28 protein-coding genes are annotated in these 24154 nt (G+C 64.2%); 14 read left to right on the forward strand and 14 right to left on the reverse strand.

Translation table 11 applies throughout. The features are described 5' to 3' along the window. Positions 1–18: 18 nt before the first annotated feature. Positions 19–1053 (reverse strand): type IV pilus twitching motility protein PilT, encoded by a 1035-nt coding sequence (locus AACZ17_RS05200; RefSeq protein WP_290740531.1) that lies wholly within the window; start codon positions 1051–1053, stop codon positions 19–21. A 122-nt stretch (positions 1054–1175) separates the two neighbouring features. On the opposite strand from AACZ17_RS05200, the gene AACZ17_RS05205 reads away from it, so the two are divergent. The 8 genes from AACZ17_RS05205 to hemW are packed head-to-tail and all read left to right on the forward strand — an operon-like array spanning position 1176 to position 7301. After that, positions 1176–1880, forward strand: a complete 705-nt coding sequence (locus AACZ17_RS05205; protein WP_290740534.1) for a YggS family pyridoxal phosphate-dependent enzyme — start codon at positions 1176–1178, stop codon at positions 1878–1880. A 59-nt stretch (positions 1881–1939) separates the two neighbouring features. Then, complete coding sequence (proC, locus tag AACZ17_RS05210; RefSeq protein ID WP_290740537.1) at positions 1940–2773, forward strand: pyrroline-5-carboxylate reductase; 834 nt, start codon at positions 1940–1942, stop codon at positions 2771–2773. Further along, positions 2770–3357 (forward strand): YggT family protein, encoded by a 588-nt coding sequence (locus tag AACZ17_RS05215; protein ID WP_290740539.1) that lies wholly within the window; start codon positions 2770–2772, stop codon positions 3355–3357. The genes proC and AACZ17_RS05215 overlap by 4 nt, the downstream gene beginning before the upstream one ends. A 10-nt stretch (positions 3358–3367) precedes the next feature. After that, positions 3368–4504, forward strand: coding sequence for a homoserine O-acetyltransferase (locus tag AACZ17_RS05220; RefSeq protein WP_290740542.1), 1137 nt, complete (start codon positions 3368–3370; stop codon positions 4502–4504). Beyond that, entirely contained in the window at positions 4504–5094 is a 591-nt protein-coding gene (gene metW / locus AACZ17_RS05225; protein WP_290740545.1) for a methionine biosynthesis protein MetW, read from the forward strand. Before AACZ17_RS05220 ends, metW begins: the two co-directional genes overlap by 1 nt. Before the next feature lie 10 nt (positions 5095–5104). Further along, entirely contained in the window at positions 5105–5536 is a 432-nt protein-coding gene (locus AACZ17_RS05230; RefSeq protein ID WP_290740548.1) for a DUF4426 domain-containing protein, read from the forward strand. After that, positions 5536–6159, forward strand: coding sequence for an RdgB/HAM1 family non-canonical purine NTP pyrophosphatase (rdgB, locus tag AACZ17_RS05235; RefSeq protein WP_290740550.1), 624 nt, complete (start codon positions 5536–5538; stop codon positions 6157–6159). Before AACZ17_RS05230 ends, rdgB begins: the two co-directional genes overlap by 1 nt. Then, positions 6159–7301: a radical SAM family heme chaperone HemW gene (gene hemW / locus AACZ17_RS05240; RefSeq protein ID WP_290740553.1), complete on the forward strand. Its 1143-nt coding sequence runs from the start codon at positions 6159–6161 to the stop codon at positions 7299–7301. The genes rdgB and hemW overlap by 1 nt, the downstream gene beginning before the upstream one ends. 22 nt (positions 7302–7323) lie before the next feature. Here hemW and trmB read toward each other — a convergent pair whose 3' ends face one another. From trmB to ftsY, 6 genes are all read right to left on the reverse strand, one after another. Continuing rightward, a complete protein-coding gene (gene trmB / locus AACZ17_RS05245; protein ID WP_290740556.1) occupies positions 7324–8013 on the reverse strand; it encodes a tRNA (guanosine(46)-N7)-methyltransferase TrmB in 690 nt (229 codons plus the stop codon). Then, a complete protein-coding gene (locus AACZ17_RS05250; RefSeq protein ID WP_290740559.1) occupies positions 8013–8390 on the reverse strand; it encodes a DUF423 domain-containing protein in 378 nt (125 codons plus the stop codon). The genes trmB and AACZ17_RS05250 overlap by 1 nt, the downstream gene beginning before the upstream one ends. A 52-nt stretch (positions 8391–8442) precedes the next feature. Then, the gene (gene rpoH, locus AACZ17_RS05255; RefSeq protein ID WP_290740562.1) at positions 8443–9297 is read right to left on the reverse strand and encodes an RNA polymerase sigma factor RpoH; all 855 of its coding nucleotides are present in this window, start codon (positions 9295–9297) and stop codon (positions 8443–8445) included. Positions 9298–9390: 93 nt separating this feature from the next. Next, positions 9391–10365 (reverse strand): permease-like cell division protein FtsX, encoded by a 975-nt coding sequence (ftsX, locus tag AACZ17_RS05260; RefSeq protein WP_290740565.1) that lies wholly within the window; start codon positions 10363–10365, stop codon positions 9391–9393. Beyond that, positions 10362–11024: a cell division ATP-binding protein FtsE gene (gene ftsE / locus AACZ17_RS05265; RefSeq protein ID WP_290740569.1), complete on the reverse strand. Its 663-nt coding sequence runs from the start codon at positions 11022–11024 to the stop codon at positions 10362–10364. The genes ftsX and ftsE overlap by 4 nt, the downstream gene beginning before the upstream one ends. Then, entirely contained in the window at positions 11021–12232 is a 1212-nt protein-coding gene (ftsY, locus tag AACZ17_RS05270; RefSeq protein ID WP_290740572.1) for a signal recognition particle-docking protein FtsY, read from the reverse strand. Before ftsY ends, ftsE begins: the two co-directional genes overlap by 4 nt. Positions 12233–12305: 73 nt before the next feature. Here ftsY and rsmD point away from each other — a divergent pair, with 73 nt between their 5' ends. Then, positions 12306–12917, forward strand: coding sequence for a 16S rRNA (guanine(966)-N(2))-methyltransferase RsmD (gene rsmD, locus AACZ17_RS05275; RefSeq protein ID WP_290740612.1), 612 nt, complete (start codon positions 12306–12308; stop codon positions 12915–12917). A 74-nt stretch (positions 12918–12991) separates the two neighbouring features. Next, on the forward strand, positions 12992–13474 hold the full coding sequence (gene coaD, locus AACZ17_RS05280; RefSeq protein WP_290740615.1) for a pantetheine-phosphate adenylyltransferase: 483 nt from the start codon (positions 12992–12994) through the stop codon (positions 13472–13474). A 159-nt stretch (positions 13475–13633) separates the two neighbouring features. Here coaD and AACZ17_RS05285 read toward each other — a convergent pair whose 3' ends face one another. The 5 genes from AACZ17_RS05285 to radC all read right to left on the reverse strand — a co-directional run bounded on the left by AACZ17_RS05285 (position 13634) and on the right by radC (position 16159). Continuing rightward, positions 13634–14002, reverse strand: a complete 369-nt coding sequence (locus AACZ17_RS05285) for a hypothetical protein (protein WP_290740619.1) — start codon at positions 14000–14002, stop codon at positions 13634–13636. Positions 14003–14058: 56 nt separating this feature from the next. Then, positions 14059–14871: a bifunctional DNA-formamidopyrimidine glycosylase/DNA-(apurinic or apyrimidinic site) lyase gene (gene mutM / locus AACZ17_RS05290; RefSeq protein ID WP_290740623.1), complete on the reverse strand. Its 813-nt coding sequence runs from the start codon at positions 14869–14871 to the stop codon at positions 14059–14061. Positions 14872–14937: 66 nt separating this feature from the next. Beyond that, complete coding sequence (rpmG, locus tag AACZ17_RS05295; RefSeq protein WP_027950179.1) at positions 14938–15093, reverse strand: 50S ribosomal protein L33; 156 nt, start codon at positions 15091–15093, stop codon at positions 14938–14940. Between the two features lie 26 nt (positions 15094–15119). Further along, positions 15120–15356, reverse strand: a complete 237-nt coding sequence (rpmB, locus tag AACZ17_RS05300) for a 50S ribosomal protein L28 (RefSeq protein ID WP_027950178.1) — start codon at positions 15354–15356, stop codon at positions 15120–15122. 128 nt (positions 15357–15484) lie between these two features. After that, complete coding sequence (gene radC, locus AACZ17_RS05305; protein WP_290740633.1) at positions 15485–16159, reverse strand: DNA repair protein RadC; 675 nt, start codon at positions 16157–16159, stop codon at positions 15485–15487. Positions 16160–16261: 102 nt separating this feature from the next. Here radC and coaBC point away from each other — a divergent pair, with 102 nt between their 5' ends. The 4 genes from coaBC (at position 16262) to slmA (ending at position 21690) form a co-directional block, all read left to right on the forward strand. Beyond that, positions 16262–17467 carry a bifunctional phosphopantothenoylcysteine decarboxylase/phosphopantothenate--cysteine ligase CoaBC gene (coaBC, locus tag AACZ17_RS05310; RefSeq protein ID WP_290740636.1) on the forward strand — a complete coding sequence of 402 codons (1206 nt, stop codon included), beginning with the start codon at positions 16262–16264 and terminating at the stop codon, positions 17465–17467. Then, positions 17460–20024 carry a phosphomannomutase/phosphoglucomutase gene (locus tag AACZ17_RS05315; RefSeq protein ID WP_290740639.1) on the forward strand — a complete coding sequence of 855 codons (2565 nt, stop codon included), beginning with the start codon at positions 17460–17462 and terminating at the stop codon, positions 20022–20024. The genes coaBC and AACZ17_RS05315 overlap by 8 nt, the downstream gene beginning before the upstream one ends. Positions 20025–20067: 43 nt before the next feature. Continuing rightward, positions 20068–20970, forward strand: coding sequence for an acetylglutamate kinase (argB, locus tag AACZ17_RS05320; protein ID WP_290740642.1), 903 nt, complete (start codon positions 20068–20070; stop codon positions 20968–20970). Positions 20971–21054: 84 nt separating this feature from the next. Beyond that, positions 21055–21690 (forward strand): nucleoid occlusion factor SlmA, encoded by a 636-nt coding sequence (gene slmA / locus AACZ17_RS05325; RefSeq protein WP_290741475.1) that lies wholly within the window; start codon positions 21055–21057, stop codon positions 21688–21690. A 112-nt stretch (positions 21691–21802) separates the two neighbouring features. On the opposite strand, the gene AACZ17_RS05330 is transcribed toward slmA, so the two are convergent. After that, positions 21803–23362, reverse strand: coding sequence for an arylsulfatase (locus AACZ17_RS05330; RefSeq protein WP_290740645.1), 1560 nt, complete (start codon positions 23360–23362; stop codon positions 21803–21805). A gap of 111 nt (positions 23363–23473) precedes the next feature. Continuing rightward, positions 23474–24145: a hypothetical protein gene (locus AACZ17_RS05335; RefSeq protein ID WP_290740648.1), complete on the reverse strand. Its 672-nt coding sequence runs from the start codon at positions 24143–24145 to the stop codon at positions 23474–23476. Between the last annotated feature and the right edge of the window lie 9 nt (positions 24146–24154).

A 24154-nucleotide genomic window follows, 5' to 3' on the forward strand; every position in this document is an offset into this window, starting at 1 on the left:
CTCTCCAATCCCTGAGTTCTAGAAGTTTTCCGGCATACGCGCCTTTTCCCGGGCCACGTCGCGGGTAATGACACGGCGTTCCACCAGGTCCTTGAGGCACTGGTCCATGGTCTGCATGCCCAGCGCGTGCCCGGTCTGGATCGCCGAATACATCTGGGCCACTTTGTCCTCACGGATCAGGTTGCGGATGGCCGAGGTGCCACGCATGATTTCGTGCGCCGCTACGCGACCCCCCGTGGCGCGCTTGAGCAGGGTCTGCGACACAACCGCCTGCAGCGATTCGGAGAGCATTGAACGCACCATGGACTTCTCCGCTGCGGGAAACACGTCGACAATACGGTCGATGGTTTTCGCAGCAGAGGTCGTGTGCAGCGTGCCGAACACCAGGTGGCCGGTTTCCGCCGCGGTCAGCGCCAGGCGGATGGTTTCCAGGTCGCGCATCTCACCCACCAGGATAATATCCGGGTCTTCCCGCAACGCCGAGCGCAACGCCTCGGAGAAGCCGAGTGTATCGCGGTGCACCTCGCGCTGGTTGACCAGGCACTTTTTGCTCTCGTGCACGAATTCGATCGGGTCCTCGATGGTGAGGATGTGCTCGTACTTGTTGTCGTTGATATGGTCGACCATGGCCGCCAGTGTGGTTGACTTGCCGGAACCGGTGGGCCCGGTCACCAGCACCAGCCCCCGCGGCATCATGGAGATATCGCGGAATACCGGGCCCATGCCGAGATCTTCCATGGTCAGCACTTTCGAGGGAATGGTACGGAATACTGCCCCTGCGCCGCGGTTCTGGTTGAAGGCGTTGACCCGGAAACGCGCAACACCCGGTACCTCGAACGAGAAGTCAGTCTCCAGGAACTCCTCGTAGTCCTTGCGCTGCTTGTCGTTCATGATGTCGTAGATGAGATCGTGTACCTGCTTGTGATCCATCGGCGGCAGGTTGATGCGACGCACATCACCGTCAACACGGATCATGGGCGGCAGGCCGGCAGACAGGTGCAAATCCGATGCACCCTGTTTGGCACTGAACGCGAGAAGTTCTGTAATATCCACCGTTCCACTCCCTCTGGGCCGGTCCGGCGCACGCGCCGGAGTCTGCTGCGCACCGCACGCCGGGCGGCAACACAAGATTCTCAACTCGCCTGGGGGTAGCTTAATCCGCTACCATCTACGGCATGCAGACTGAACATCTCGCTCAACGCATTGCCAGGCTCCTCGAAAGAGTACGACTCAGCGCGGAAAAAAGCCAGCGCGCGCCGGAGGGGATACGCGTGCTCGCTGTCAGCAAAACCCGCGATGCAGAGGAGGTGCGAGCCGCTGCGGCCCTCGGGCTGCGGGATTTCGGTGAAAACTATGTGCAGGAGGGCCTGGCGAAGATCGAGGCACTGGCCGGGCTCGACCTCTGCTGGCACTTCATCGGCCCCATACAGTCCAACAAGACCCGCGCCCTCGCCGAGCATTTTGCCTGGGTGCACAGTGTCGACCGGCTCAAGATCGCCCAGCGCCTGAGTGCGCAGCGTCCGGCGCAGTTGCCCGACCTGCAGGTCTGCCTGCAGGTCAACATTTCCGGGGAAGACAGCAAGTCGGGCGTCGACCCCAGTGAGCTGCTGGCGCTGGCCACAGCCGTGGCGCAACTGCCCCGGCTGCAGCTGCGCGGCCTGATGGCGATTCCGGCACCCGCTGACACCCTGGCCCGGCAACGCGAGCCCTTCGCCCGCCTGCGCGACGCCCTGGTAGCGCTACAGGCAACGCTGCCCACGCTGGACACGCTTTCCATGGGCATGTCTGGCGACCTCGAAGCGGCCATTGCCGAAGGCGCCACCATTGTGCGTGTGGGCACCGACCTGTTCGGGCCCCGCGCAACGCCGCGGGGCGGATGATTTCGGCCAGCCGCGGCGTGTATACTGCGGCCTTTCCCTGAGCAACCGACACACAGACTATGACCAACGCGGTTATCGCATTTATCGGCGCCGGCAACATGGCTTCCAGCATTATCGGGGGCCTGCTCGAGAGCGGTCATCCCGCCACCCGCCTGCACGCTGCCGATCCCTCCGCGGAGAGCCTGTCCAACCTGCGCAAGCTGGGCCCGGTGCACACCTACCAGGACAATGCCGAGGCCTGCGCCCACGCTGATGTGGTGATTGTCGCAGTGAAGCCGCAGGTCATGCGCGCAGCGCTGGAGAGCATTGCAGCGCCGGTACGCGAGCGCGGGGCGCTGGTCATTTCCATTGCAGCGGGCACCACCATTGCCAGCATGGAGCAGTCGCTGGGCACAGGCGCCGCCATTGTGCGCTGCATGCCGAATACGCCGGCCCTGCTCGGTGTCGGCGCCAGCGGGGTATACGCCAACGCACAGGTGGCGCCAGGCCAGCGTGAGCTCGCCGGCCACATCCTCGGCGCCGTCGGCCTGGTGGAGTGGGTCGACGCTGAGCCCCTGCTGGATGCAATCACCGCCCTCTCCGGGAGTGGCCCGGCCTATTTTTTCCTGTTCATGGAGGCGATGATCAACGCCGGCTGCAGCATGGGGCTGTCCCGCGAATGTGCAACAACGCTCACCCGGCAGACCGCCCTGGGCGCTGCGCGCATGGCGCTGGAGAGCGACGTCGATCTGGTGGAGCTGCGGCGGCGGGTGACCAGCCCGGGCGGTACAACGGAGCGCGCCGTCGAGTGTTTTGAGCACGAGGGGCTGCGGGACCTGGTGGCCCATGCGATGACGGCTGCGCAACAGCGCGCCGCAGATATGGCCGCGGACTCGGAACAGGAGACGCCATGAACGCGCTCAGCGACATCCTTGCCTACCTGCTGCAGACCGTACTCAATCTGGCGCTGCTGGCCATGCTGCTGCGCTTCCTGCTGCAGCTGGTCAGGGCCGACTACTACAATCCGGTCAGCCAGTTCCTGGCCAGGGTGACCAACCCGCTGGTCCTGCCCCTGCGCCGTGTGATTCCCAGTGTGCGAGGCCTGGACCTGTCCACGCTGCTGCTCGCGCTGTTGCTGCAAATGGCAGCCATCGTGGCGTTGCTGGCCCTGAACGGCTTCGGCCCGCCCGGGGTGCTGACCCTGCTCGTCTGGTCGGTATTGGGGCTTGTGGGCCTGCTGGTAAATGTCTACTTCTTCGCCCTGCTGGCGATGATCATTCTCAGCTGGGTGGCCCCCGGCAGCCGGCACCCGGCACTGCTGCTGCTGTTTCAGCTGACGGAGCCGGTGATGGCGCCCTTCCGGCGCATGCTGCCGGACATGGGTGGAATCGACTTCTCACCCATACTGGTCTTTATCCTGATCAACGTCATCCAGATTGCGCTGGGGCACATGGCAGCGGCCGTGGGCCTGCCGGCAGCACTGGTTATCGGGCTCTGAACGCGGCCACGTGAAAACTTCGAGCGTCGGCATCGTCACCCCGCAGCGCGCCCGCTTCGACGAACCGCTGGCGCTGGCCTGCGGCCGCGTGCTCACCGCGTATGAGCTGGTGTACGAGACCTATGGAACGCTGAACAGCACACGCTCGAATGCCGTGCTGGTGTGCCACGCGCTCTCCGGCCATCACCACGCCGCCGGCTACCACAGTGCCGAGGATCGCAAGCCCGGCTGGTGGGACGAGTGCATCGGCCCGGGCAAGCCGATCGATACCAACCACTTTTTCGTGGTCAGCCTGAACAATCTCGGCGGCTGCCACGGCTCTACCGGCCCGACCAGCATCAACCCCGAAACCGGCGCGCCCTGGGGGCCGGACTTCCCCTCCCTGCGGGTGCGCGACTGGGTGCACAGCCAGGCCCGTCTCGCAGACCGGCTGGGTATCGACTGCTGGGCGGCCGTGGTGGGGGGCAGCCTGGGCGGTATGCAGGCCATGCGCTGGGCGCTGCTCTACCCGCAGCGCCTGCGGCACTGCGTGGTGATCGCCTCGGCCATGCGCCTGAGCGCGCAGAACATCGCTTTCAATGAGATAGCCCGCCAGGCCATCCAGGCAGACCCGGGGTTTGCCGACGGCCATTACCTCGCACGCAACACCGTGCCCGCGAAGGGACTGGCGCTGGCGCGCATGGTGGGACACATCACCTACCTGTCAGACGATGCCATGGCCGACAAGTTCGGCCGTGACCTGCGCTCCGGCAGCCTTGAGCTGGGCGGTGAAGAACCCGCCGAATTCCAGGTGCAGAGCTACCTGCGCTACCAGGGGAGCCAGTTCTCCGGCAGCTTTGATGCCAACACGTACATCCTGATGACCCAGGCCCTGGACTTTTTCGACCTCGCCCGTGAATACGGCGACGATCCGGTGGCGGCATTCCGCGAGGCACACTGTGCCTTCCTGGTGCTGTCCTTTTCCACCGACTGGCGCTTTTCACCCAGCCGGTCCCGGGAGATTGTCGACGCGCTGATCGCTGCCGACCGGCCGGTCACCTATGCGGAAATCGAGGCCAACGAGGGGCACGACGCATTCCTCATGCCGATTCCCCGCTACCTCGCCCTGTTCGGGGCCTACATGCAGCGCGTGCGGGGAGCCTGCTGATGCGCCTGGACCTGACCCACATCCAGCGCTGGATAGCACCGGGCTCCAAGGTCCTCGATCTGGGCTGCGGCAACGGCGAATTCCTGCAGCGGCTGGCGCTGGAGCGCCAGGTGCGCGGCCTGGGACTGGAAATCGACCCGGATAAAATCACCAGCGCCGTGGCCCGCGGGCTGAACATTGTTGAACAGGACATGGACGCGGGCCTGAGTAATTTCCCGGACCAGAGCTTTGACACGGTGGTCATGGCGCACGCCCTGCAGGCCGTACACTATCCCGACCGCGTGCTGGAGGACATGCTGCGCATCGGGCGCCAGGGCATCGTCACGTTCCCCAACTTTGCCCATTGGCGCTGCCGACTGTACCTTGGATCCCGCGGGCGTATGCCCGTTTCCCGGTTTATGCCGTATAACTGGTATGACACACCCAATATCCATTTCTGTACGGTGAAGGATTTCGAGGCCCTGTGCGAAGAACGCGGCATTCGCATACTCGCCCGGGACATGGTGGGCAACACGCAGCGTCGCCCCCTGCTGGCGAGCGCCTGGCCCAACCTGTTCGCCGTCACCGCGATCTATCTCATCAGCCGCTGAGGAGAGAACAATGACCAGGACACTCTGCCTTGCGCTGGCGGCGCTGCTGTTCGCCGCTTCCGCCCTGGCCCAGCAGTCGGAAATGTTCGGCCGCTACGAGCTGCATTACAGCGTGGTCAACACGACCTTCCTGGAGCCACGTGTCGCCGCCAGCTACGGCATCACCCGCGGCAAGAACCGGGGGATTCTCAACCTCGCCGTGCGCGAACACGTCGATGGCGGCACCGAGGCTCGTCCCATGCTGCTGCAGGGCTATACCCGCGACCTGATTACCGGCCAGCCGCTGGAGTTCCTGGAGGTGCGGGAAAGCGGCGCCATCTACTACATTGCCGAATTTGATTTCATCAACGAGGAGTGGCGGTTTTTCGATATCGATTTCCGGCCGGAGGGCTCCGACACCACCTTCCGGTTTGAACATCGCCACCAGCTGTATATCAACTGATGACTGACGCGCGCCTGCCGCAATCAGTGGTGCTCGCCAGCGGCAACGCCGGCAAGCTCGCGGAGCTGTCACGGATTCTCGCGCCGCTGGGCTTCACCCTGCGGGCACAGTCCGAGTTCGGCGTGCCGGAGGTTGCCGAAACCGGGCTCACCTTTGTCGAGAACGCGATTCTCAAGGCGCGCGCCGCCGCCCAGCACACGGGGCTGCCGGCCATCGCCGACGACTCCGGACTGGAAGTGGACTGGCTGCAGGGCGCGCCGGGCATTCACTCAGCGCGCTATTCCGGGGCAGGCGATGAGGGCAACAATCGCAAGCTGCTGGAGGCTCTGCAGGGGGTACCCCGGGAGCAGCGCAGTGCGCGCTACCAGTGCGTCATTGTCTACCTGCGCCACGCGACAGATCCCACGCCGGTTATCTGCCAGGGCAGCTGGGAGGGGCATATTCTCGAAGCGCCGCAGGGCGACGGTGGCTTTGGCTATGACCCGTTGTTCCATGTAGCGGCGTTCAACTGCAGTGCCGCGCAGCTGGCGCCCCGCACCAAAAACCGGGTAAGCCACCGCGCAGTGGCCTGCGCGCAGCTGGTTGCGGCACTGGAACGCAGCCTGCCACCGCCCCCGGGCTGATGGGCGCACTGCAACTCCCCCCGCTGAGCCTGTACGTGCACCTGCCCTGGTGCGAGCGCAAATGCCCCTATTGCGATTTCAATTCCCACGAAACGCGCACGCTGCCGGAAGCCGAGTACATTTCCTCACTGCTGGCAGACCTCGAGGCCGACCTGCCCTTCGTGCAGGGTCGTGTGGTGCAGACCCTGTTCATCGGGGGCGGCACACCCAGCCTGTTCAGTGCCGCGGGGATTCAGCGCCTGATGCGCGGCATCGCCGATCGGGTGGCGCTGGCGGACGACCTCGAGGCGACCCTGGAGGCCAACCCCGGCAGTGCAGAGGCCGCGAAGTTTGCCGGTTTTCGCGCCGCCGGCATCAACCGCCTGTCGCTGGGGATACAGTCATTTCAGGATGCACAGCTGGCTGCGCTGGGCCGGGTACACGACAGCGACCAGGCCCACGCCGCCGTGGCTGCGGCGCGTGACGCGGGCTTTTCCCGGATCAATCTCGACCTGATGCATGGACTGCCGGGACAGAGTACCGCCGCGGCCATGGCTGACCTGGACGTCGCCAGCGCCTACCGCACAGGGCACCTGTCCTGGTACCAGCTCACCATCGAGCAGAACACGGTGTTCTACAAGCAACCCCCCGTCCTGCCCGTGGAAGACGTACTGGCGGATATCCAGGACGCCGGCGAACACCGGCTGCAGGCAGCGGGCCTGCACCCGTATGAGGTCTCTGCCTGGGCCGCGACCGGTGAGCAGTGCCGGCACAACCTGAATTACTGGGAGTTCGGTGACTATCTCGGCATAGGCGCCGGCGCGCACGGCAAAGTGAGCTTTCCCGACGGGCGCATCCTGCGCTACGCCAAACGCCGCCAGCCAGACGCCTACCTGGCCGCCGCCGGTGACTGGCGCGTGCAGCCGCAGTGGCTGGGCGATGAGGAAAAGCCGGGGGAGTTCATGCTCAATGCACTGCGCCTGAATGCCGGCTTTGCGCTGGCGGATTACACGGCGCGCACCGGCCTCCCCCTGTCCACGTTGCAACCGGCGCTGGACACGCTGCTGGCGCGGGGCCTGTTAGTGCAGGAGGGAAATCGGTTGCGCGCCAGCGCCCTCGGGCGGCGCTTTCTCGATTCTGTGGTGACGGAATTTCTCTGCTGAAAGGCGCAGCATCAGCAGCGCCTCAGTCGCCCAGCCGGCTGAACATGAGGTCCCAGACGCCGTGCCCAAGGCGCTCACCGCGCTGCTCGAACTTGGTCAAAGGCCGCTGTGGGGGCCTGGGTACATAGCTGCCATCTGGCGCCAGATTGCGCAAGCCCGGCGTGGCGCCCAGTACTTCCAGCATCTGCTCTGCATAGTTTTCCCAGTCGGTCGCCAGGTGCAGCACGCCGCCGGGTTTCAGGTACCTGACCAACTCCGCGGTGAAGGCGGGCTGAATCAGCCGGCGCTTGTGATGGCGCTTCTTGTGCCACGGGTCGGGGAAGAAGATCTGGATGGTGTCCAGGGACGCAGGCGCAATGCAGTCGCGCAACACTTCCACCGCATCGTGGCAGTACACCCGGATATTCTCCACGCCGCGCTCTGCCATGCTGTGCAGCATTTTTCCCACCCCGGGACGGTGCACCTCGATGCCGATAAAGTCGGTGTCCGGTGCAGCTGCGGCCATTGCAACGAATGATTGCCCCATGCCGAAGCCGATTTCCAGCACACGCGGCGCCTCGCGGCCGAAGGCTTCGCGGTAATCGAGCGGGCCATCGCTGTGCAGCAGCCCGTAGCGCGGCCAGTACTGATCCCAGGCCCGCTGCTGGCCACTCGTGAGTCGGCCCATTCGCAGTACGTAGCTGCGAATGGGGCGGTGCGCGGTATCGCTCATCAGGCAGCCAGTTTCCAGCTCGCCGCCGCCAGACAACCCCAGGCCGCGATGAATGACAGGCCACCGAGGGGCGCGATGGCACCCAGCCAGCGCAGGCCGGACAGGCTGAGCACATACAGGCTGCCGGAAAACAACAGCATGCCGAGCAGGAACAGCCAGCCACTGCTGCGCAGCAACCCCAGCTCGCTGTTCTGCAACAGCAGGATGCCGACGCCCAGCAGGGCCAGCGAATGAATGAAGTGATACTGTACGGCGGTCTGGAACACATCCAGGGAGTAGCTGTCCAGCCGGGCCTTCAGCGCGTGGGCGCCGAAGGCACCGAAACTGACCGCGAGGGCACCACTGATCGCCGCACTGGCAATAAAAAACTGTGCCATGGGGAAAACTCCGGAAAACACGGGAGTGCAGTGTAGCACTCCCGGGGATGCGTCAGGCGGCGATTGCGCTACGCAGCTTCTTCATGGCGTTCTGCTCAAGCTGGCGAATACGCTCCGCCGATACCTCGTACTTGGCGGCCAATTCGTGCAGGGTAGCCTTTTTTTCCGCCAGCCAGCGCTGGGCGAGAATATCCCGACTGCGTTCGTCCAGTTCACCCAGTGCCTGGTATAGCTGGTCCTCGCTGTTCTCCTGCCAGTTATCGGACTCGACGGACAGGGCAGGATCGCTGCGTTGATCCTCGAGGTAGTATTGCGGGGCCTGCCAGGCCTCGTCATCGTCCTGACCCACGGGTGCATCAAAGGCGACGTCGCGGCTGCTGAGGCGGCCTTCCATACGCTGGACTTCGGCGATATCAACACCGAGGTCGTCCGCAACCGCCTGCGCCTCCTCCCGGCTCAGCCAGGAGAGGTCCTTTTTTGCCCCGCGCAGGTTGAAGAACAGCTTGCGTTGCGCCTTGGTTGTCGCAACCTTGACGATACGCCAGTTGCGCAGGATAAATTCGTGCATCTCGGCTTTGATCCAGTGCACGGCAAAGGATACCAGTCGCACGCCTTTCTCGGGATTGAAGCGCTTCACCGCCTTCATCAGGCCAACGTTGCCTTCCTGGATAAGGTCCGCCTCGGGGAGGCCGTAGCCGGAGTAGCTGCGGGCAATGTGCACGACGAAGCGCAGGTGTGACATCACCAGCTCACGTGCCGCTTCCAGGTTGCTGTTGAAATAGAGATCCTCCGCCAGCGCTTTTTCGCGCTCCGGCGTCAGTAGCGGAATGCTGCTTACGGCCTGTACATAAGCCGCGAGATTGGCGCCTGGCACCATCTGGTCTACTGGCAGCAACGCTTTGCTCATGCGGATATCCCCCTCTGTCATGTGCCCGATTTTAGCACTCTTTTCCTTAGAGTGCTAACAGCAGAAAAGTTCCCTGGAAGGCCCGCAAAACCGCTACCGCGGAGCGATCAGGCGCAGGTGCCTGGCGACTGCCAGCCAGGCGCCGGCGAGCCCCAGCAAGCCGCCGATGAGCACCAGATTGAGGCTGCCCATGATGCCCAACCCGCCGAGCCGGAAGTTGCTCTGGTAGAGTTCGGCGAGGCGGGTCACCGGGCCGCCGAGAAACCACAGCGCCGCGGCCACCAGCAAGGCGGCAAAGGCGCCGCCGCCCACGCCGTACCAGAGCCCCGTGTACAGGAACGGACGTCGCACGAAGGCATTGCTCCCACCCACCAGCTTGATCACCACAATCTCCTCGCGCCGGCTTTCGATCGCCAGGCGAATGGTGTTGCCCAGAATCAGCACGACACCAGCCACCAGTACACTGCCCAGCGCCAGCACCACCCGTCGACTGAGCTGCATGAGGGTGTTCAGGCGTTCCAGCCAGGCCATGTCCAACACCACTTCGGCAATACGGGGGTCGTCCTTCAGCTCGGCGTACAATGCCGCCACCGCATCCGATCCCGGCAGTGGGGTGACCAGCAACACATCCGGCAGCGGGTTGCGCTCCAGCGTATCGAGCACGTCGGCGAAACCTGAAAGGGCGCTGAATTCGGCCAGCGCGGCGTCGCGGGAGACAAACACAACCTGCTCGATATCCTCGCGCTGTCGCAGTGCGGCCTGCAGTGCCTGTGCCTCATCGGCGCTCACTGACCCGCTGAGGAACAGCGACAGCTGCGCCGGACTGTCCCAACGGTCACTCAGGGCACGCGCATTGTCCAGGGCCACGGTCAGGGCTGCCGGCAACGCCAGTGCGATGCCCAACACCAGCCAGGTCAGGGCGCTGGAAAACGGGTGGTCCAGCACGCGGGCCAGGCTGTCCGCGGCAGACAGGCGATGGTGCGCCAGCCAGCCCTGCAGCAGATGGCGCAGGCGGGTGCGGCGCGCGCTGGCGCCATCCCGCCGCGGTTTGTTCTCTGCAGGGCTCATGACCCGGCCCCCACAAGGCGGCCGTTGCGCAGGGTAAGAATGCGGTGCCGCAGCCGTGAAATCAGCGCCAGATCGTGGCTGGCGATCAGTACCGTGACGCCCACCTGGCTGAAGGCTTCGAAAAGCTGCATGATTTCTGCCGAGAGCAGGGGATCGAGATTGCCCGTGGGCTCGTCGGCCAGGAGAATGCGCGGACGCGCCACCACCGCTCGCGCAATACCCACGCGCTGCTGCTCGCCACCTGACAGGGTCACCGGCAGTGCACGCTCCTTTGACAGCAGACCCACCTTGTCCAGCGCGGCGCGCACACGACGGCCGATTTCCCGGTGCTCGTAGCCGGCGATCACCAGCGGCAGGGCCACATTATCGAAGACGTTGCGGTCGAACAGCAGTTGGTGATTCTGAAACACAACACCGATATTCCGCCGATGGCGCGGGATACCGCGCTCACCCACCTTGGCCAGATTGACACCGTCGACAATCACCTGGCCGCGCGTGGGCCGCTCAATGAGCATGATCAAACGCAGCAGCGTACTCTTGCCGGCGCCGGAATGGCCGGTGAGGAACACCATTTCATCCTGGCGGATATCGACACTAATTTCACTCAGTGCCTCATGACCTTCGGCGTAGCGCTTGCTGACCCGGTCAAAGGTGATCATGGCTCGGCGTCGGCACCCGCAAACAGGGCGTCAATGAAAGGCTCGGCCGCGAAGGGGCGCAGATCCTCTGCGGTTTCCCCCACGCCGATGAACCTGATGGGCAGGCCGAGCTTGCGGGCAATGGCAAAAATGACGCCGCCCTTGGCGGTGCCGTCGAGCTTGGTCAGGGTGAGGCCGGTCACGCCGACAACCTGCTGGAACTGGCTGGCCTGGGCGAGGGCGTTCTGCCCGGTGCCCGCATCCAGCACCAGCATCACCTCGTGTGGCGCGGCAGCATCCAGCTTGCCCATCACGCGCACCACCTTGCGCAACTCTTCCATCAGGTTGTCCTTGTTGTGCAGACGGCCGGCGGTGTCGGCGATCAGCACATCGACCTTGCGCGCCTGAGCCGCCTGCAGCGCGTCGTAAATCACCGAGGCGCTGTCGGCGCCGGTATGCTGGGCAATGACGGGCACATTGTGGCGCTGACCCCACACCTGCAGTTGCTCGACAGCCGCGGCGCGGAAGGTATCCCCTGCCGCCAGCATGACGGAGCGCCCCTCCGCCTGGAAGCGGCGCGCAAGCTTGCCGATGGTCGTGGTTTTGCCCACGCCGTTTACGCCCACCATCAGAATCACATAGGGTTTGTGGCCGCTCACATCCAGCGGCACCTCGCAGGGCTGCAACAGGCTCAGCAGCTCTTCCTGCAGGGCGCGCTGCAGGGCCTCCGGCCGGGTCAGCTCCTTGCGCGACACGCGCTGCGTCAGGCGCCCGATGATATCGAGGGTTGCGTCGACACCGGCATCCGCCAGCAGCAACCGCGACTCCAGTTCCTCCATCAGCTCCGCGTCGATTTCCTTGCGCCCCAGGAACAGGGTTCCCAGCCCCTCTACCAGCGTGCTGCTGGTCTTGCCCAGGCCGCGCCTCAGGCGAGCAAAGAATCCGGCCTCCGACGCGGCCACTGGCCGCTCCACCGGTTGCTGCACCGGCGCCGCCACGGGCTGCTCAGCCGCGGGGGTAGGCACCAGCGCATCGGCGGCGGGCACCGGGGTGGACACCACCTTCGCCGCGCTAGCCGGCTCGCCACCCGCGGGTGATGCAGTTTCTGCTGACGATTGAACCTCGGCGGGCGGCTCAGGTGCGTTGGGTTCAGGAGCGGCCGGCTTCGGTGCGGCCGGCTCAGGTGCGGCCGGCGCAGGCGTCTTTTTACTGCGTTTGAAAAACTTCATGGGTCTCGTGATACAGTTCGCGGGAGGCATCCGCAGGACTGCGTATCCTAACACTCCTGAAGGGGGCGACGAAATGACAGCACCGCGCGGGCGGTCAGCAAAGCGGCCGGCGTCGGCGCGGCCGGCGTCGGCCAGCAGCCTGCGCATCATCGGGGGTCGCTGGCGCGGCCGCAAGCTGCGCTTCACGGCCGCGCAGGGGTTGCGCCCCACCGGTGACCGGATTCGCGAGACCCTGTTCAACTGGCTGGCGGCGGAGCTGCCGGGAGCGCGCTGTGCGGATCTGTTCAGCGGCTCCGGCGCCCTTGGCCTGGAGGCACTGTCGCGGGGCGCAGCACACTGCGATTTCATCGACACCAACCCCGAGAGCCTGGCCCAGATCCGCCAGCATCTGAGCACACTCGACGCCACCAGCCAGGCCCGCTGCCACGCCTGTAACGCCCTCGACCTGCTCGCCGCCGGCGCCGGTCCCTGGGACATCGTCTTTATCGACCCCCCCTTCGGCCTGCAACTGGTAGAGCCGAGCTGCACCCTGCTCGCGGCCTGCGGTGCGCTGGCACCCGGCGCCAGCGTCTATATTGAAACCGGTGCCGACGAACCCGAGGCAGCACTGCCCGCGGACTGGCTGCTGCACCGCGACAAAACCTCCGGCGCTGTTCGCTACCGCCTGTTCCACACGGCGGCATGATCGCGCATCCGTTTGCGCCGGCGACAGTGAGTGTTTACCATCCGCAGCTTGTTCTCAGGCACTGAGCAGCTGGCATGAATTCACACACGGTCATTTATCCGGGCACCTTCGACCCGATTACCAACGGTCATGTCGATCTGACCGAACGGGCGGCACGCCTGTTCGGCAAAGTCGTCGTGGCCATTGCCCACAGCGAGAAGAAAACACCGCTGTTCAATCTGGAAGAGCGGGTGGCCCTGTGCAGGGCCTCGCTGCAACACCTGGAGAACGTTGAGGTGGTTGGCTTCAGCAACCTGCTGATCGACTTCGTGCACAGCCAGGGGTCGCGCTGTGTGCTGCGGGGTCTGCGTGCCGTGGCAGATTTCGAATACGAGTTTCAGCTCGCCAATATGAACCGGGCGCTGGACCGCGAGTTCGAGAGCATCTTCCTGACCCCCTCGGAACACCTGTCCTATATCTCGTCCTCGCTGGTGCGGGAAATCGCCGCCCTGAATGGCGACATTACACCCTTCGTGCCCGCGCCAGTGGCCCGGGCACTGCAGGAGCGCTTCCGCTAGCAGCCTGTCGGACTTAGGGCATCGTCGCGAGGCGTGTGGGAATCGAGGGCAGAATGTCGATCGTTTGAGGCGAATAGTGGTGGCTATTTAACGAAAACGAGCGGGATTCTGGACCGATTCCCATCAGCCGCAGCAGATGAGCCTAGGTCCGACAGGCTGCTAGTCTTCGGCGGCTGCCGCTGCGGCCTTGCGTGCCCGATTCCGCTCGACGTCCTTGTTGGTGTAGCCGGTTTCGCGGCAGCCCAGGCAGCGCACGAAGGTCGCCTCCGCGGGGCCGATCATCAGGGTTTCAGCGGCTTCACCGGCATGGCCCGCAAGCAGTGTGAAGGGCAGGCTGACCAGCCACGCGGCGGTTCCACCCACCGTCATCACCGCGCCGATGGGCCGCGCAATCAACAGATCCCCCACCATGGCGCCGGCAGACGGACTCTCATCGACCGCGCTCTGGGCGGCAACCCACTGTGGCATGGTCAGGCATGTGGCCAGCACAGCAAACGCGAGCTGGCGATTAAGGCAATTGCTTTTCATTGTTCACTCCCCCGCGGGACATAGCCCCTCCCATACAAACGCTGAGTGTAGCCTGTTCAGCGCTGACAGGCCACGCAATACACCGTACTGCGCTGCCCCAGCCGCAGCTCGCGCAAGGGTCTCGCACAGCGGCTGCAGGGCTGTCCACCACGGCCGTATACGGACAACTGCTGAGCGAAGTAACCCGGCTTGCCATCGCCGCCGACGAAGTCGCGCAATGTTGTTCCGCCCTGATCTATAGCGAAAGTAAGCACTCGCTTCACTTCCTCCGCGAGGCGCTGGTAACGAGCCAGACCGATCTTCCCTGCAGGGCGGTCAGGACGGATACCGGCCAGAAACAGGGCTTCATTGGCGTAAATATTACCCACACCGACAACCACCCGGCCATCCATCAGAAACGGCTTTACCGGCCCGCGACGGCCACGGGACCGCCGGTATAGCAGGTCTCCCGTGAAGGCCTCCGACAGCGGTTCCGGCCCGAGACCGGCCAGCAGCGGGTGGCACTCACCGGGCGCCAGCCAGAGCATGCAGCCAAACCGTCGGGGGTCGTTGTAGCGCAGACGGTCCCCGCTGGACAGCAGGATCTGCACGTGGTCATGGCGCAACAGGGGACTATCGTCGCGAATCACCCGCAGGGAGCCGGACATGCCAAGGTGCACGAGGAGGCTGCCGGAGCCGGTGTGGAAGAGCAGGTACTTGGCGCGGCGTTCCACCGCCGTGATTTCCTGGCCCTGCAGGCGCTGCGCAAGGTCCGCCGGTACCGGCCAGCGCAGGCGTGGCTCCCGCACCTCCACGGCCAGCACGCGCCGGCCCTCCGCCCAAGGCGCGACGCCGCGGCGGGTGGTTTCAACTTCAGGCAATTCAGGCATTTTGCGTGGCCATAAAAAACCCCGACACAGGCCGGGGTTCCAGGCGTATCAAAAAACGGTTTCCCGTTACTTGATCTTGCCTTCCTTGTACATGACATGCTTGCGCACAACCGGATCGTACTTCTTCATTTCCAGCTTGTCGGGGGTGGTGCGCTTGTTCTTGTCAGTGGTGTAGAAATGGCCCGTACCGGCTGACGAAATCATTCTGATCTTGTCTCTCATGACTGCTCTCCTTCAGATTCCGCCGCTCAGACCTTGACGCCGCTGGCGCGAATGTCGCTCAGCACCTGGTCAATGCCCTTCTTGTCGATGATGCGCATACCTTTGCTGGACACGCGCAGGGACACGAAACGCTTCTCGGATTCAACCCAGAAACGGTGGTGGTGCAGGTTCGGCAAAAAACGGCGGCGAGTGCGATTTTTTGCGTGTGATACGTTGTTCCCTGTGACCGGACGCTTGCCGGTGACCTGACATACTCTTGCCATGATTGCCTCTCCCATATACCACGGGACTTGTCGAATTTGTGTGGCCAAACGGGTCTGAAAGGGTACCCCGGCCGCGCGGAGCGCAACTTTATACCAGAACAGCAGGGGCATCGCAAGCAAAACCCGCGCTACAGCAAACCGCTCTCCGCGAAGGAATAGCTCTGCCCCCGACCCACGATAATATGGTCCAGCACCCGGATATCCAGCAGACCCAGGGCCGCCTGCAAGCGCTCTGTGATACGCCGGTCTGCATGACTGGGCTCGGCGACGCCCGAAGGGTGGTTATGGGCGAGAATGACCGCCGCCGCATGATACTGCAGAGCGCGAACCGCCACTTCGCGGGGATACACCGCAGCGCCATCCAGCGTGCCGAAGAACAAGTCCTCGCAGCGCAGGATACGGTGCTGGTTATCGAGAAACAGGCAGGTGAACACCTCCCGCACCTGGCTCCCCAGATGATGCTGCAGGAACTGCCGCGTAGCCTGGGGGCTGCACAGTGCACTTCCGGCGCGCGCCTGCTCCAGCGCGTGCCGTCGGGCCAGCTCCAGACCGGCCCTGAGCACGGCATACTTGCCGGCGCCCAGGCCCGGGTACGCCAGTAGCGCCTCCTGACTGGCTCGCAGCAAGCCGCCCAGGCTGCCGAACCGCTGCAACAGATCGCGGCCGAGGTCGAGGGCCGAGTAGCCCCGGCGACCGGTACGCAACAGCACGGCCAGCAGCTCGGCATCGGAGAGCGTCATCGCCCCCCGCTGCAGCAGCTTGTCGCGCGGGCCCTCCCCGGCAGCCCATTCCCTGATCGACATGGCGAAGCCCTCCCTGGCTGTGGCCCTGCGGTGTCCAAACACCCGGTGTAATGGTATTGTTCGGCATCTGTATTCATCTATTGTCCCAATTGGGTAGCCGCAGTGGCACATCTTTTCAATCGCAATGTTGTGCTCGGCGTCAGCGGCGGCATCGCCGCGTACAAATCGGCAGAGCTCATTCGCCAGCTCAAGGAACTCGGTGCCGATGTGCGGGTGATCATGACGCGTGGCGCCCAGGAATTCATTACACCGCTCACCCTGCAGGCCCTGTCCGGCCACCCGGTCCACACCGATCTTCTGGACGCCGAGGCCGAGCTCGGCATGGGGCACATCGAGCTCGCGCGCTGGGCCGACCTGCTGCTCATCGCCCCTGCCACAGCCGACCTGATCGCCCGTCTTGCGGGCGGGCGCGCCGACGACCTGCTCACTACGGTCACCCTGGCGACCGCGGCGCACAAGCTCATCGCGCCGGCGATGAATCAGCAGATGTGGCGCGACCCGGCGACCGCAGCCAACATTGCAACGCTCCAGGACCGTGGCATGTCACTGGTGGGCCCGGCCTCCGGCGAACAAGCCTGCGGTGATGTCGGTCCGGGTCGCATGGAGCAACCGGTCAATATCGCACTCGCCGCCGCCGGGCTGTTTGCCAGTGGTGCACTCGCCGGGCGCCGGGTCATGATCACTGCGGGCCCGACACGCGAAGCGCTGGACCCGGTACGCTACCTGTCCAACCACAGCTCCGGCAAAATGGGCTACGCGCTGGCCAGGGCCGCTGTCGATGCCGGCGCGCAGGTCACCCTGGTCAGCGGCCCGGTACAGCTACCGACCCCGGACCATGTCACCCGGGTCGATGTCGTCAGTGCCGCCGACATGCTGGAAGCCTGCATGGCGAGGGTAGACGACTGCGACCTGTTCATTGCCTGTGCCGCGGTTGCGGATTACCGGCCAGTCAGGGTCGCCGCACAGAAGATAAAGAAGGATGCTGCAGGCATCACCCTCGAGTTGGAGCGCAATGCGGATATCCTGGCCACCGTCAGCGCCCACGCGCAGGCACCCTTCACCGTCGGTTTTGCGGCGGAAACCCAGGAGGTGGAACGCTACGCGCGCGACAAACTCGAGCGCAAACACCTGGACATGATCGTCGCCAACGATGTGTCTGATACAGCGATTGGCTTCAACAGCGACCACAATGCCGTCACCGTCCTCTGGCAGAGTGGCAGCCAGGCTCTTGCCCAGGCCAGCAAGGCCTCGATCGCACGCGAGCTGATTTCACTGATCGCCCAGCGCATGGAGGCGGCTGATGGCTAAACGCATCAAGAATACCGCTGCTGGCGTCGTCGCCAGCAAAGCGACGCTGTACCGGATTCTCCTGATAGCCGTACTGGTTATCACACTGCCTGTACTGCTTGGCTTCGCCTACCTCGCGCTGCTGCGCGATGCCGGCCTGCAGGACCGGCATACGCGCGCAGCGGTGAACATTATCGCCAGCGAGCAGGCGCGGGCCCTGGCGCAGGTCGCCGGCGACCTGCGCATGCGTCTGCAGCAGGTGGCGGACAGCGCGCTGGGGCAACAGCTGCTGCTCGCCGATGAAGCCGCCGCGGAACCGTTGGAGCGGCAGATCCTGCGGCTGTTTCCGGAGTTCAGCGAGGTGCGCGCCCTGCTGCTGAGTGACCTCGGAACCGCCAGCCTGAGCGGATCCAGTCACCAGTTGCGCAACCACATTGAGCTCGACCTGGTGCGTCGCGCCACCGCGGGGGACCCCAGCCAGCCGGAAACCTACCGGGCCGATGGCCAGATCTACACGTCCATGGCGCAGCTGGTACGCTCGGATGCAAGCCCCGGGCGCCAGACCGTGATCCTGGGCACGTTCGACAACGCCCTTATCCCGCGCTGGCTGGAACTCGCCGACCCCGCCAACGGCCAGGTCACCCTGACCCAGAGCCATATACAGAACGGTGTCGACCTGATCACCGTGGGCAGCGCCGACGCCGGGGGGGAGCGCTACCGTGTGGTGTACACCGTGCCGGATACCAGTTGGCAGCTTGAGTTCACGCCGTCCGATGCCCTGATTGCACAATTCCAGGTCACCCGCCTGCCGTTGCTGCTGATACTGACCGTGATCCTGCTGGGCCTGGCCGGGGGGCTGCTGTTGCTGGTTTCACGGATACCCGGCTTGCTGGCCAGCGATGTGGCACAGATCATTCGCGGTGCCGGTTTGCGCGGGCAGGTCCAACTGCACCTGCCGCACCTGGTGCCCCTCGGGGAACACCTGCGCACGTTGCTCACCGAGCACCGGGGCCACAGCGCGGTGGACGACGACGAGGATGAGGTCGAGGGACCCGAGGCGCCCAAAAGCAGCCAGGCCGATAACCACCTGATGCACCCGCTGTTTCAACGCACGCCTCTGGTTGAAGAAGACCCGGTGGAAGACACCCGCGATGACGATCTGGACACGATGGATGTCACCCAGGAACCGGTGCTCAATGCCGAGGAGTTCCTGCCCGCACAGATCTTTCGCGCTTACGATATTCGAGGCAACGCCGAGCGTGAACTGGGCGACACCACGGTCAGCCTGATCGGGCGCGCCCTCGGCACCATTGCCGCCGAGAATGGCGAGAATACGCTGATTGTGGGCGCTGACGGGCGCACCTCCAGCCCCCGCATCAAGTCCGCCCTGATCAAGGCGCTGCTCAGCACGGGCAGGGACGTTATCGACATCGGTGTCGTGCCGACACCGCTGCTCTACTATGCCACGCGCACCCTGCAGACACGCTCCGGCGTGATGATCACCGGCAGCCACAACCCCGCCACCGCCAACGGACTCAAGATCGTATTGAAGAACGCACCCAGCGCGGCAGGCCTGATGCAGCGCATACGGGACACCGCACTGGGCGGCGACTTCCGCGAGGGCCGCGGCACCTTGTCGAAGGCCGACCCCCTGCCCGCGTACCTTGAAGAGATCATCAGCGATATCACGCTGCCGGTGCCCCTGAAAGTCGTCGTCGACGCCGGCAACGGCGCCACCAGTGAGATCGCACCGCAGCTGTTCGCCGAGCTGGGCTGCGACGTCATGCAGCTCTACTGTGAGATGGACGGTCGTTTTCCCAACCGCTCGCCAGACACCAGCCGCGAGGAAAACCTCGCCGACCTCGCGGCGGCGGTACGTCACAACCGCGCCGACCTGGGCGTTGCGTTCGACGGTGACGGGGATCGGGTAGCCGTGGTAACCGGCTCTGGCCGCATACTGCGCACGGATCAGCTGATGATGCTCTATGTGGAGGACGTGGTATCACGGAACCCCGGTACCGACGTCGTGTTTGACGTGAAATGCAGCCGCAACCTGGGCCAGCTGATTGTCGAGCACGGGGGCAGGCCCGTGCTGTCGAAAACAGGCCATGCGTTCATGCGGGAAAAGATGGTGGAGACCAATGCGCTGCTCGGCGGCGAATTCTCCGGGCACATTTTCTTCGGGGAGCGCTGGCACGGCTTCGACGATGGCATGTACGCCGCGGTGCGCCTGGCCGAAATACTCAGCAACCAGAACCAGAGCCTCGATGAGCTGCTCGACGCGCTGCCGCAATCCGCCAATACGCCCGAGATCCTGATTCCCGTCCCCGATGCCGACAAGTTCGCCCTGGTGCGGCAACTGATAGACGGCGCCTACTTTCCCGAAGGCAAGGTGAACACTCTGGACGGCCTGCGTGTCGACTTCAACGACGGCTGGGGCCTGGTGCGCGCCTCCAACACTTCAGCGGCGCTCACCGCACGCTTCGAGGCCTCCACAGCCGAGCGCTTGCGCGCTATCATGGCCGACTTCCGGGACCAGATGGCTGTGGTATCACCACAACTGACGCTGCCCGAATAACCCGATTCACAGCGGCCCCCTGGGGGCCACGCCAGGAACTCCTATGTCACTCGACCGCGACTCCGCCCTGAATATCGCCAGGGTTTTGACCGAAGCACTGCCCTATATCCAGCACTTCACCGGCAAAACCATTGTCGTGAAGTTTGGCGGCAACGCGATGGTCGATCCCCTGCTGCACGAAAGCTTTGCCCGCGATGTCGTGCTGATGAAGCTGGTGGGCATGAACCCGGTGGTGGTGCACGGCGGCGGCCCGCAGATCGGTGAACTGCTGAAGAAACTCAACATCCACACTGAATTCGTCAACGGCATGCGCGTCACCGACAGCGAGACCATGGACGTCGTGGAGATGGTGCTGGGCGGCAGCGTCAACAAGGAAATTGTCTCGTCCATCAGCCGCGCGGGTGGCAAGGCGATTGGCGTGACCGGCAAGGACGGGCAGCTGATTCGCGCCCGAAAACTCACCGTGAACCGCTACAGCCCGGAACTGGGTGCTTCGGAAATCGTCGATATCGGCCATGTGGGGGAAGTCGACCAGATCGACACAGAGGTGCTGAACGTTATCCTCGGCAGCCATTTCATCCCGGTCATCGCGCCCATTGGGGTCGACCACGCCGGCAACACCTACAATATCAATGCCGACCTGGTGGCCAGCAAGATTGCCCAGGTGATGCGGGCAGAAAAGCTGATGCTACTGACCAATGTCTCGGGCCTGCTGGACAAGGAGGGGAACATCCTCACGGGCCTCAGCACTCGCCAGGTGGACGCGCTGATCGCCGACGGCACCATCAGCGGGGGCATGTTGCCGAAAATCGGCTGCGCCCTGGATGCGGTGAAATCCGGCGTGGCGAGTGCGCATATCATCGACGGCCGGGTGCCCCATGCGGTTCTGCTGGAGATATTCACCGACACCGGCATCGGCACGCTGATCACCGGCCGTTCAAGCTAAACCCGTGCACCAATCCGGCCAGCGTGTTGCAGCGGCCCCGACGAGCCGATAGCATTAGGTCACCCGCCAACGATCGTGAGCGACATGCCGCCGAAAAAATCCCAACGCCGTCAGCAGATCCTGGAGGCCCTCGCCCAGATGCTGGAGGCAAGCCCCGGTAATCGCATCACCACCGCCGGGCTGGCGCGCGAGGTTGGCGTTTCCGAGGCGGCCCTCTATCGCCATTTCCCCAGCAAGGGGAAAATGTTCGAGGGCCTGATCGAGTTCATTGAAGACACCCTGTTTTCCCGTATCAACATCATTCTCAGTGAGGAGCCCGGTGTAGCCAGGCGCTGCGAAAAAATGTTGCTGCTTCTGCTGGCCTTCACCGAACGCAACCCGGGTATCACCCGCATACTCACCGGTGATGCCCTTGCGGGCGAGAACGATCGACTGCACCAGCGCGTGGCGCAGCTGTTCGACCGCTATGAGACCCAGCTCAAGCAGGTGCTGCGTGAGGCCGAGCTGCGGGAAGGCCTGCGACCGGTCATTCCACTGCCCGCGGCCGCCAATCTGTTGATGGCCACGGCGGAGGGGCGCATCGCACAGTTTGTGCGCAGCGGCTTCAGTCGCTCTCCAACGGAAAACTGGCAGGAGCAGTGGTCTCTTCTGCTGAACGGCTTCTTCCGCCAGGCGGTGACCTCGCCCCTGGTGGATCCGGCCGGCTCCGCGGCGCGCTGACGCAGGCTACCTCGCCCGCGCCTCCGGCGCGGCCGATGATTCCCCACAAACCCGATGATTCCCCACAAAAAAGCCCCGCAGGCTCTCACCTGCGGGGCTGTCGACTCGCGCCTCAGGGCGTGCCGGCGGGTGCTGTCAGCTTGTCCATCACCTGATCCAGCGAGAAGCTGGCGGCTTTCTGCCGGGGCGGATACTCCTTGAAGGTCGCGAGGAACTGCGCCACGTAGTCCTGCGCGGGCACCAGCAGGTAGGCCCGGTCCAGCATCCAGTCATAGTAGGTGTTGGATGTGATCTGGGCGCGCTCGTAGGGATCGCGACGCAGGTTGAAGATGTAGGGGAGACGCAACTCCACGAACGGCTCCTGCCAGGCCTGCAGCGTTTGCGCTACGCGCTGCTCCAGGAACACCAGCTTCCACGCGTCGTAACGCAAGGCCGTAAGGTCACCGTCATCGGAGAAGTAGAAAATCTCCCGGCGCGGCCCGGTATCCACTTCCCCGGTCAGGAAGGGCAGGAAGTTGTAACCGTCCAGGTGCACCTTGTACTTGCGGTTGATCGCGCGGTGGCCCTTGAGCAGTTTCTCCTTCACATCGGGCTCGCCCGCTACCGCCAGGAACGTCGGCAACCAGTCCATGTGGTGCATGATGTCGTTGGAGACACTGCCTGCAGGGATCTTGCCCGGCCAGCGCACCGCCGCAGGTACCCGCCAGCCGCCTTCCCAGTTGGTGTTTTTCTCACCGCGGAAGGGCGTCATTGCCGCATCCGGCCAGGTGTTCATGTGCGGGCCGTTGTCGGTGGAGTAGAACACCAGCGTGTTGTCCGCCACACCCAGCTCGTCGAGCAACGTGAGGAACTCTCCGATGTGCATGTCGTGCTCGATCATGCCGGCGGTGTATTCATCGGCGTGCGGGTACTGCTTCTTCACCATCGCCATTTTTTCGTCGCTGACATGGGTGCGGAAGTGCATGCGCGTACCGCTCCACCAGACAAAGAACGGGGTATCGGCTTTCACCGCACGGGTGATGAAGTCTTTCGCCGCCGCGACCGTTTCGTCGTCTACGGTTTCCATGCGCCGCTTGGTCAGCGGGCCGGTGTCTTCGATGCGACCGTCAGCATAGGAGCGGATGACGCCACGCGGGCCGTACTTCTCACGGAAGGCTGGATCGGTGGGATAGTCCTCGTTTTCGGGCTCCTCTTCCGCATTCAGGTGATAGAGATTACCGAAGAACTCATCGAAACCGTGATTGGTCGGCAGGTGCTCATCCTTGTCACCCAGGTGATTCTTGCCGAATTGCCCCGTCATGTAGCCGTGGTTCTTCAGCAGCCCGGCGATGGTCGGGTCCTCTTCCTGCATACCCAGTTCAGCGCCTGGCAGGCCCACCTTGGACAAGCCTGTGCGGAAAACCGACTGCCCCATAATGAAGGAGGAACGGCCAGCGGTGCAGCTCTGCTCACCGTAGTAGTCGGTAAACAACATGCCCTCGTTGGCAATGCGGTCGATGTTCGGTGTCGTGTAGCCCATCAGGCCACGGGTGTAGGCGCTGATGTTGGACTGTCCAACATCGTCGCCCCAGATCACCAGGATATTGGGTTTATCGGCGGCCAGCGCCGAGCCGGCGGACAGCGCCCCAAGAAACGCCAGGCAACGCCCGACGCGTTGGATAAGTGCATGCATACTCTTCCCTCACTGATTTTTTTCAGTTCTCCGACAAGAGTTGCACATTGTGACAAAAGTGCAAGGAAAAATGTGTGGCGTTTTCGTGACAGCGCCCCTGCAGGGGCAGCGCTAATCCGCCCTCGCAGCTTTTGAACTCAGCTCGCGGCGCAGGCGCACCGCCTCTTCCAGCATCTTGAAGCGCTCGATGTCGGCTTCGAAACTGGCACGCACTTCCTCAACTTCTTCATTGCGGTCGGCGATCTGCCGATCGGTGGCAGCGAGCTCCTTTTGCAGGCTGGCGATCGCCTTCAGCAGGGCCTCATCCACCGTCTGGCCACGGCGCTCCAGGTCGGCGGCCTGGGACTGGTAGGTTTCGATCTGCTGCTTGTAATTGCGGCGGTTGCTTTTCAGGATGCCCACCCGCAGCCTCAGGTCGGCCAGCGCCCGGTCGCGGTGCGCCTCGATATCCTCAATCGAGCTGTAGCGCAACAGCAGGGTCTGGTCCCACTTGCGCAGGCGCTGCTCCTCCAGCGCCGCGGCTTCCTCCAGCCGCAGCTGCGACGTGGCGTCGGCAAGCTCCTCGGGGGTGAGCACCCTCGGCACCACTCGGATGACGACGCCGCGTTCGTTCAGCACCTCGTAGCCGCGGGCGACATACTCGGGTGGCACGCTGTCGTCCACCACGACCACATCCTGGTCGTTGCGATAGCGATACAGCTCGTTGCCCTGGGCAATCGCCTGGGCCGCCAGGCAAGTGCACAACGCCGCGCTGATGAACTGTATGACCGCCCGTCTTTTCATGGAGTCCAA

This window comes from uncultured Haliea sp. (assembly GCF_963973825.1).
GTDB lineage: Bacteria > Pseudomonadota > Gammaproteobacteria > Pseudomonadales > Halieaceae > Haliea.

What these genes read in the sequence shown, in the direction of transcription:
- AACZ17_RS05205 (WP_290740534.1), top strand. Translation starts at nt 1,176, where the DNA reads ATGCAGACTGAACATCTCGCTCAACGCATTGCCAGGCTCCTCGAAAGA.
- proC (WP_290740537.1), top strand. Translation starts at nt 1,940, where the DNA reads ATGACCAACGCGGTTATCGCATTTATCGGCGCCGGCAACATGGCTTCC.
- AACZ17_RS05215 (WP_290740539.1), top strand. Translation starts at nt 2,770, where the DNA reads ATGAACGCGCTCAGCGACATCCTTGCCTACCTGCTGCAGACCGTACTC.
- metW (WP_290740545.1), top strand. Translation starts at nt 4,504, where the DNA reads ATGCGCCTGGACCTGACCCACATCCAGCGCTGGATAGCACCGGGCTCC.
- AACZ17_RS05230 (WP_290740548.1), top strand. Translation starts at nt 5,105, where the DNA reads ATGACCAGGACACTCTGCCTTGCGCTGGCGGCGCTGCTGTTCGCCGCT.
- rdgB (WP_290740550.1), top strand. Translation starts at nt 5,536, where the DNA reads ATGACTGACGCGCGCCTGCCGCAATCAGTGGTGCTCGCCAGCGGCAAC.
- hemW (WP_290740553.1), top strand. Translation starts at nt 6,159, where the DNA reads ATGGGCGCACTGCAACTCCCCCCGCTGAGCCTGTACGTGCACCTGCCC.
- trmB (WP_290740556.1), bottom strand. Translation starts at nt 8,013, where the DNA reads ATGAGCGATACCGCGCACCGCCCCATTCGCAGCTACGTACTGCGAATG.
- AACZ17_RS05250 (WP_290740559.1), bottom strand. Translation starts at nt 8,390, where the DNA reads ATGGCACAGTTTTTTATTGCCAGTGCGGCGATCAGTGGTGCCCTCGCG.
- rpoH (WP_290740562.1), bottom strand. Translation starts at nt 9,297, where the DNA reads ATGAGCAAAGCGTTGCTGCCAGTAGACCAGATGGTGCCAGGCGCCAAT.
- ftsX (WP_290740565.1), bottom strand. Translation starts at nt 10,365, where the DNA reads ATGAGCCCTGCAGAGAACAAACCGCGGCGGGATGGCGCCAGCGCGCGC.
- ftsE (WP_290740569.1), bottom strand. Translation starts at nt 11,024, where the DNA reads ATGATCACCTTTGACCGGGTCAGCAAGCGCTACGCCGAAGGTCATGAG.
- ftsY (WP_290740572.1), bottom strand. Translation starts at nt 12,232, where the DNA reads ATGAAGTTTTTCAAACGCAGTAAAAAGACGCCTGCGCCGGCCGCACCT.
- rsmD (WP_290740612.1), top strand. Translation starts at nt 12,306, where the DNA reads ATGACAGCACCGCGCGGGCGGTCAGCAAAGCGGCCGGCGTCGGCGCGG.
- coaD (WP_290740615.1), top strand. Translation starts at nt 12,992, where the DNA reads ATGAATTCACACACGGTCATTTATCCGGGCACCTTCGACCCGATTACC.
- AACZ17_RS05285 (WP_290740619.1), bottom strand. Translation starts at nt 14,002, where the DNA reads ATGAAAAGCAATTGCCTTAATCGCCAGCTCGCGTTTGCTGTGCTGGCC.
- mutM (WP_290740623.1), bottom strand. Translation starts at nt 14,871, where the DNA reads ATGCCTGAATTGCCTGAAGTTGAAACCACCCGCCGCGGCGTCGCGCCT.
- rpmG (WP_027950179.1), bottom strand. Translation starts at nt 15,093, where the DNA reads ATGAGAGACAAGATCAGAATGATTTCGTCAGCCGGTACGGGCCATTTC.
- rpmB (WP_027950178.1), bottom strand. Translation starts at nt 15,356, where the DNA reads ATGGCAAGAGTATGTCAGGTCACCGGCAAGCGTCCGGTCACAGGGAAC.
- radC (WP_290740633.1), bottom strand. Translation starts at nt 16,159, where the DNA reads ATGTCGATCAGGGAATGGGCTGCCGGGGAGGGCCCGCGCGACAAGCTG.
- AACZ17_RS05315 (WP_290740639.1), top strand. Translation starts at nt 17,460, where the DNA reads ATGGCTAAACGCATCAAGAATACCGCTGCTGGCGTCGTCGCCAGCAAA.
- argB (WP_290740642.1), top strand. Translation starts at nt 20,068, where the DNA reads ATGTCACTCGACCGCGACTCCGCCCTGAATATCGCCAGGGTTTTGACC.
- slmA (WP_290741475.1), top strand. Translation starts at nt 21,055, where the DNA reads ATGCCGCCGAAAAAATCCCAACGCCGTCAGCAGATCCTGGAGGCCCTC.
- AACZ17_RS05330 (WP_290740645.1), bottom strand. Translation starts at nt 23,362, where the DNA reads ATGCATGCACTTATCCAACGCGTCGGGCGTTGCCTGGCGTTTCTTGGG.
- AACZ17_RS05335 (WP_290740648.1), bottom strand. Translation starts at nt 24,145, where the DNA reads ATGAAAAGACGGGCGGTCATACAGTTCATCAGCGCGGCGTTGTGCACT.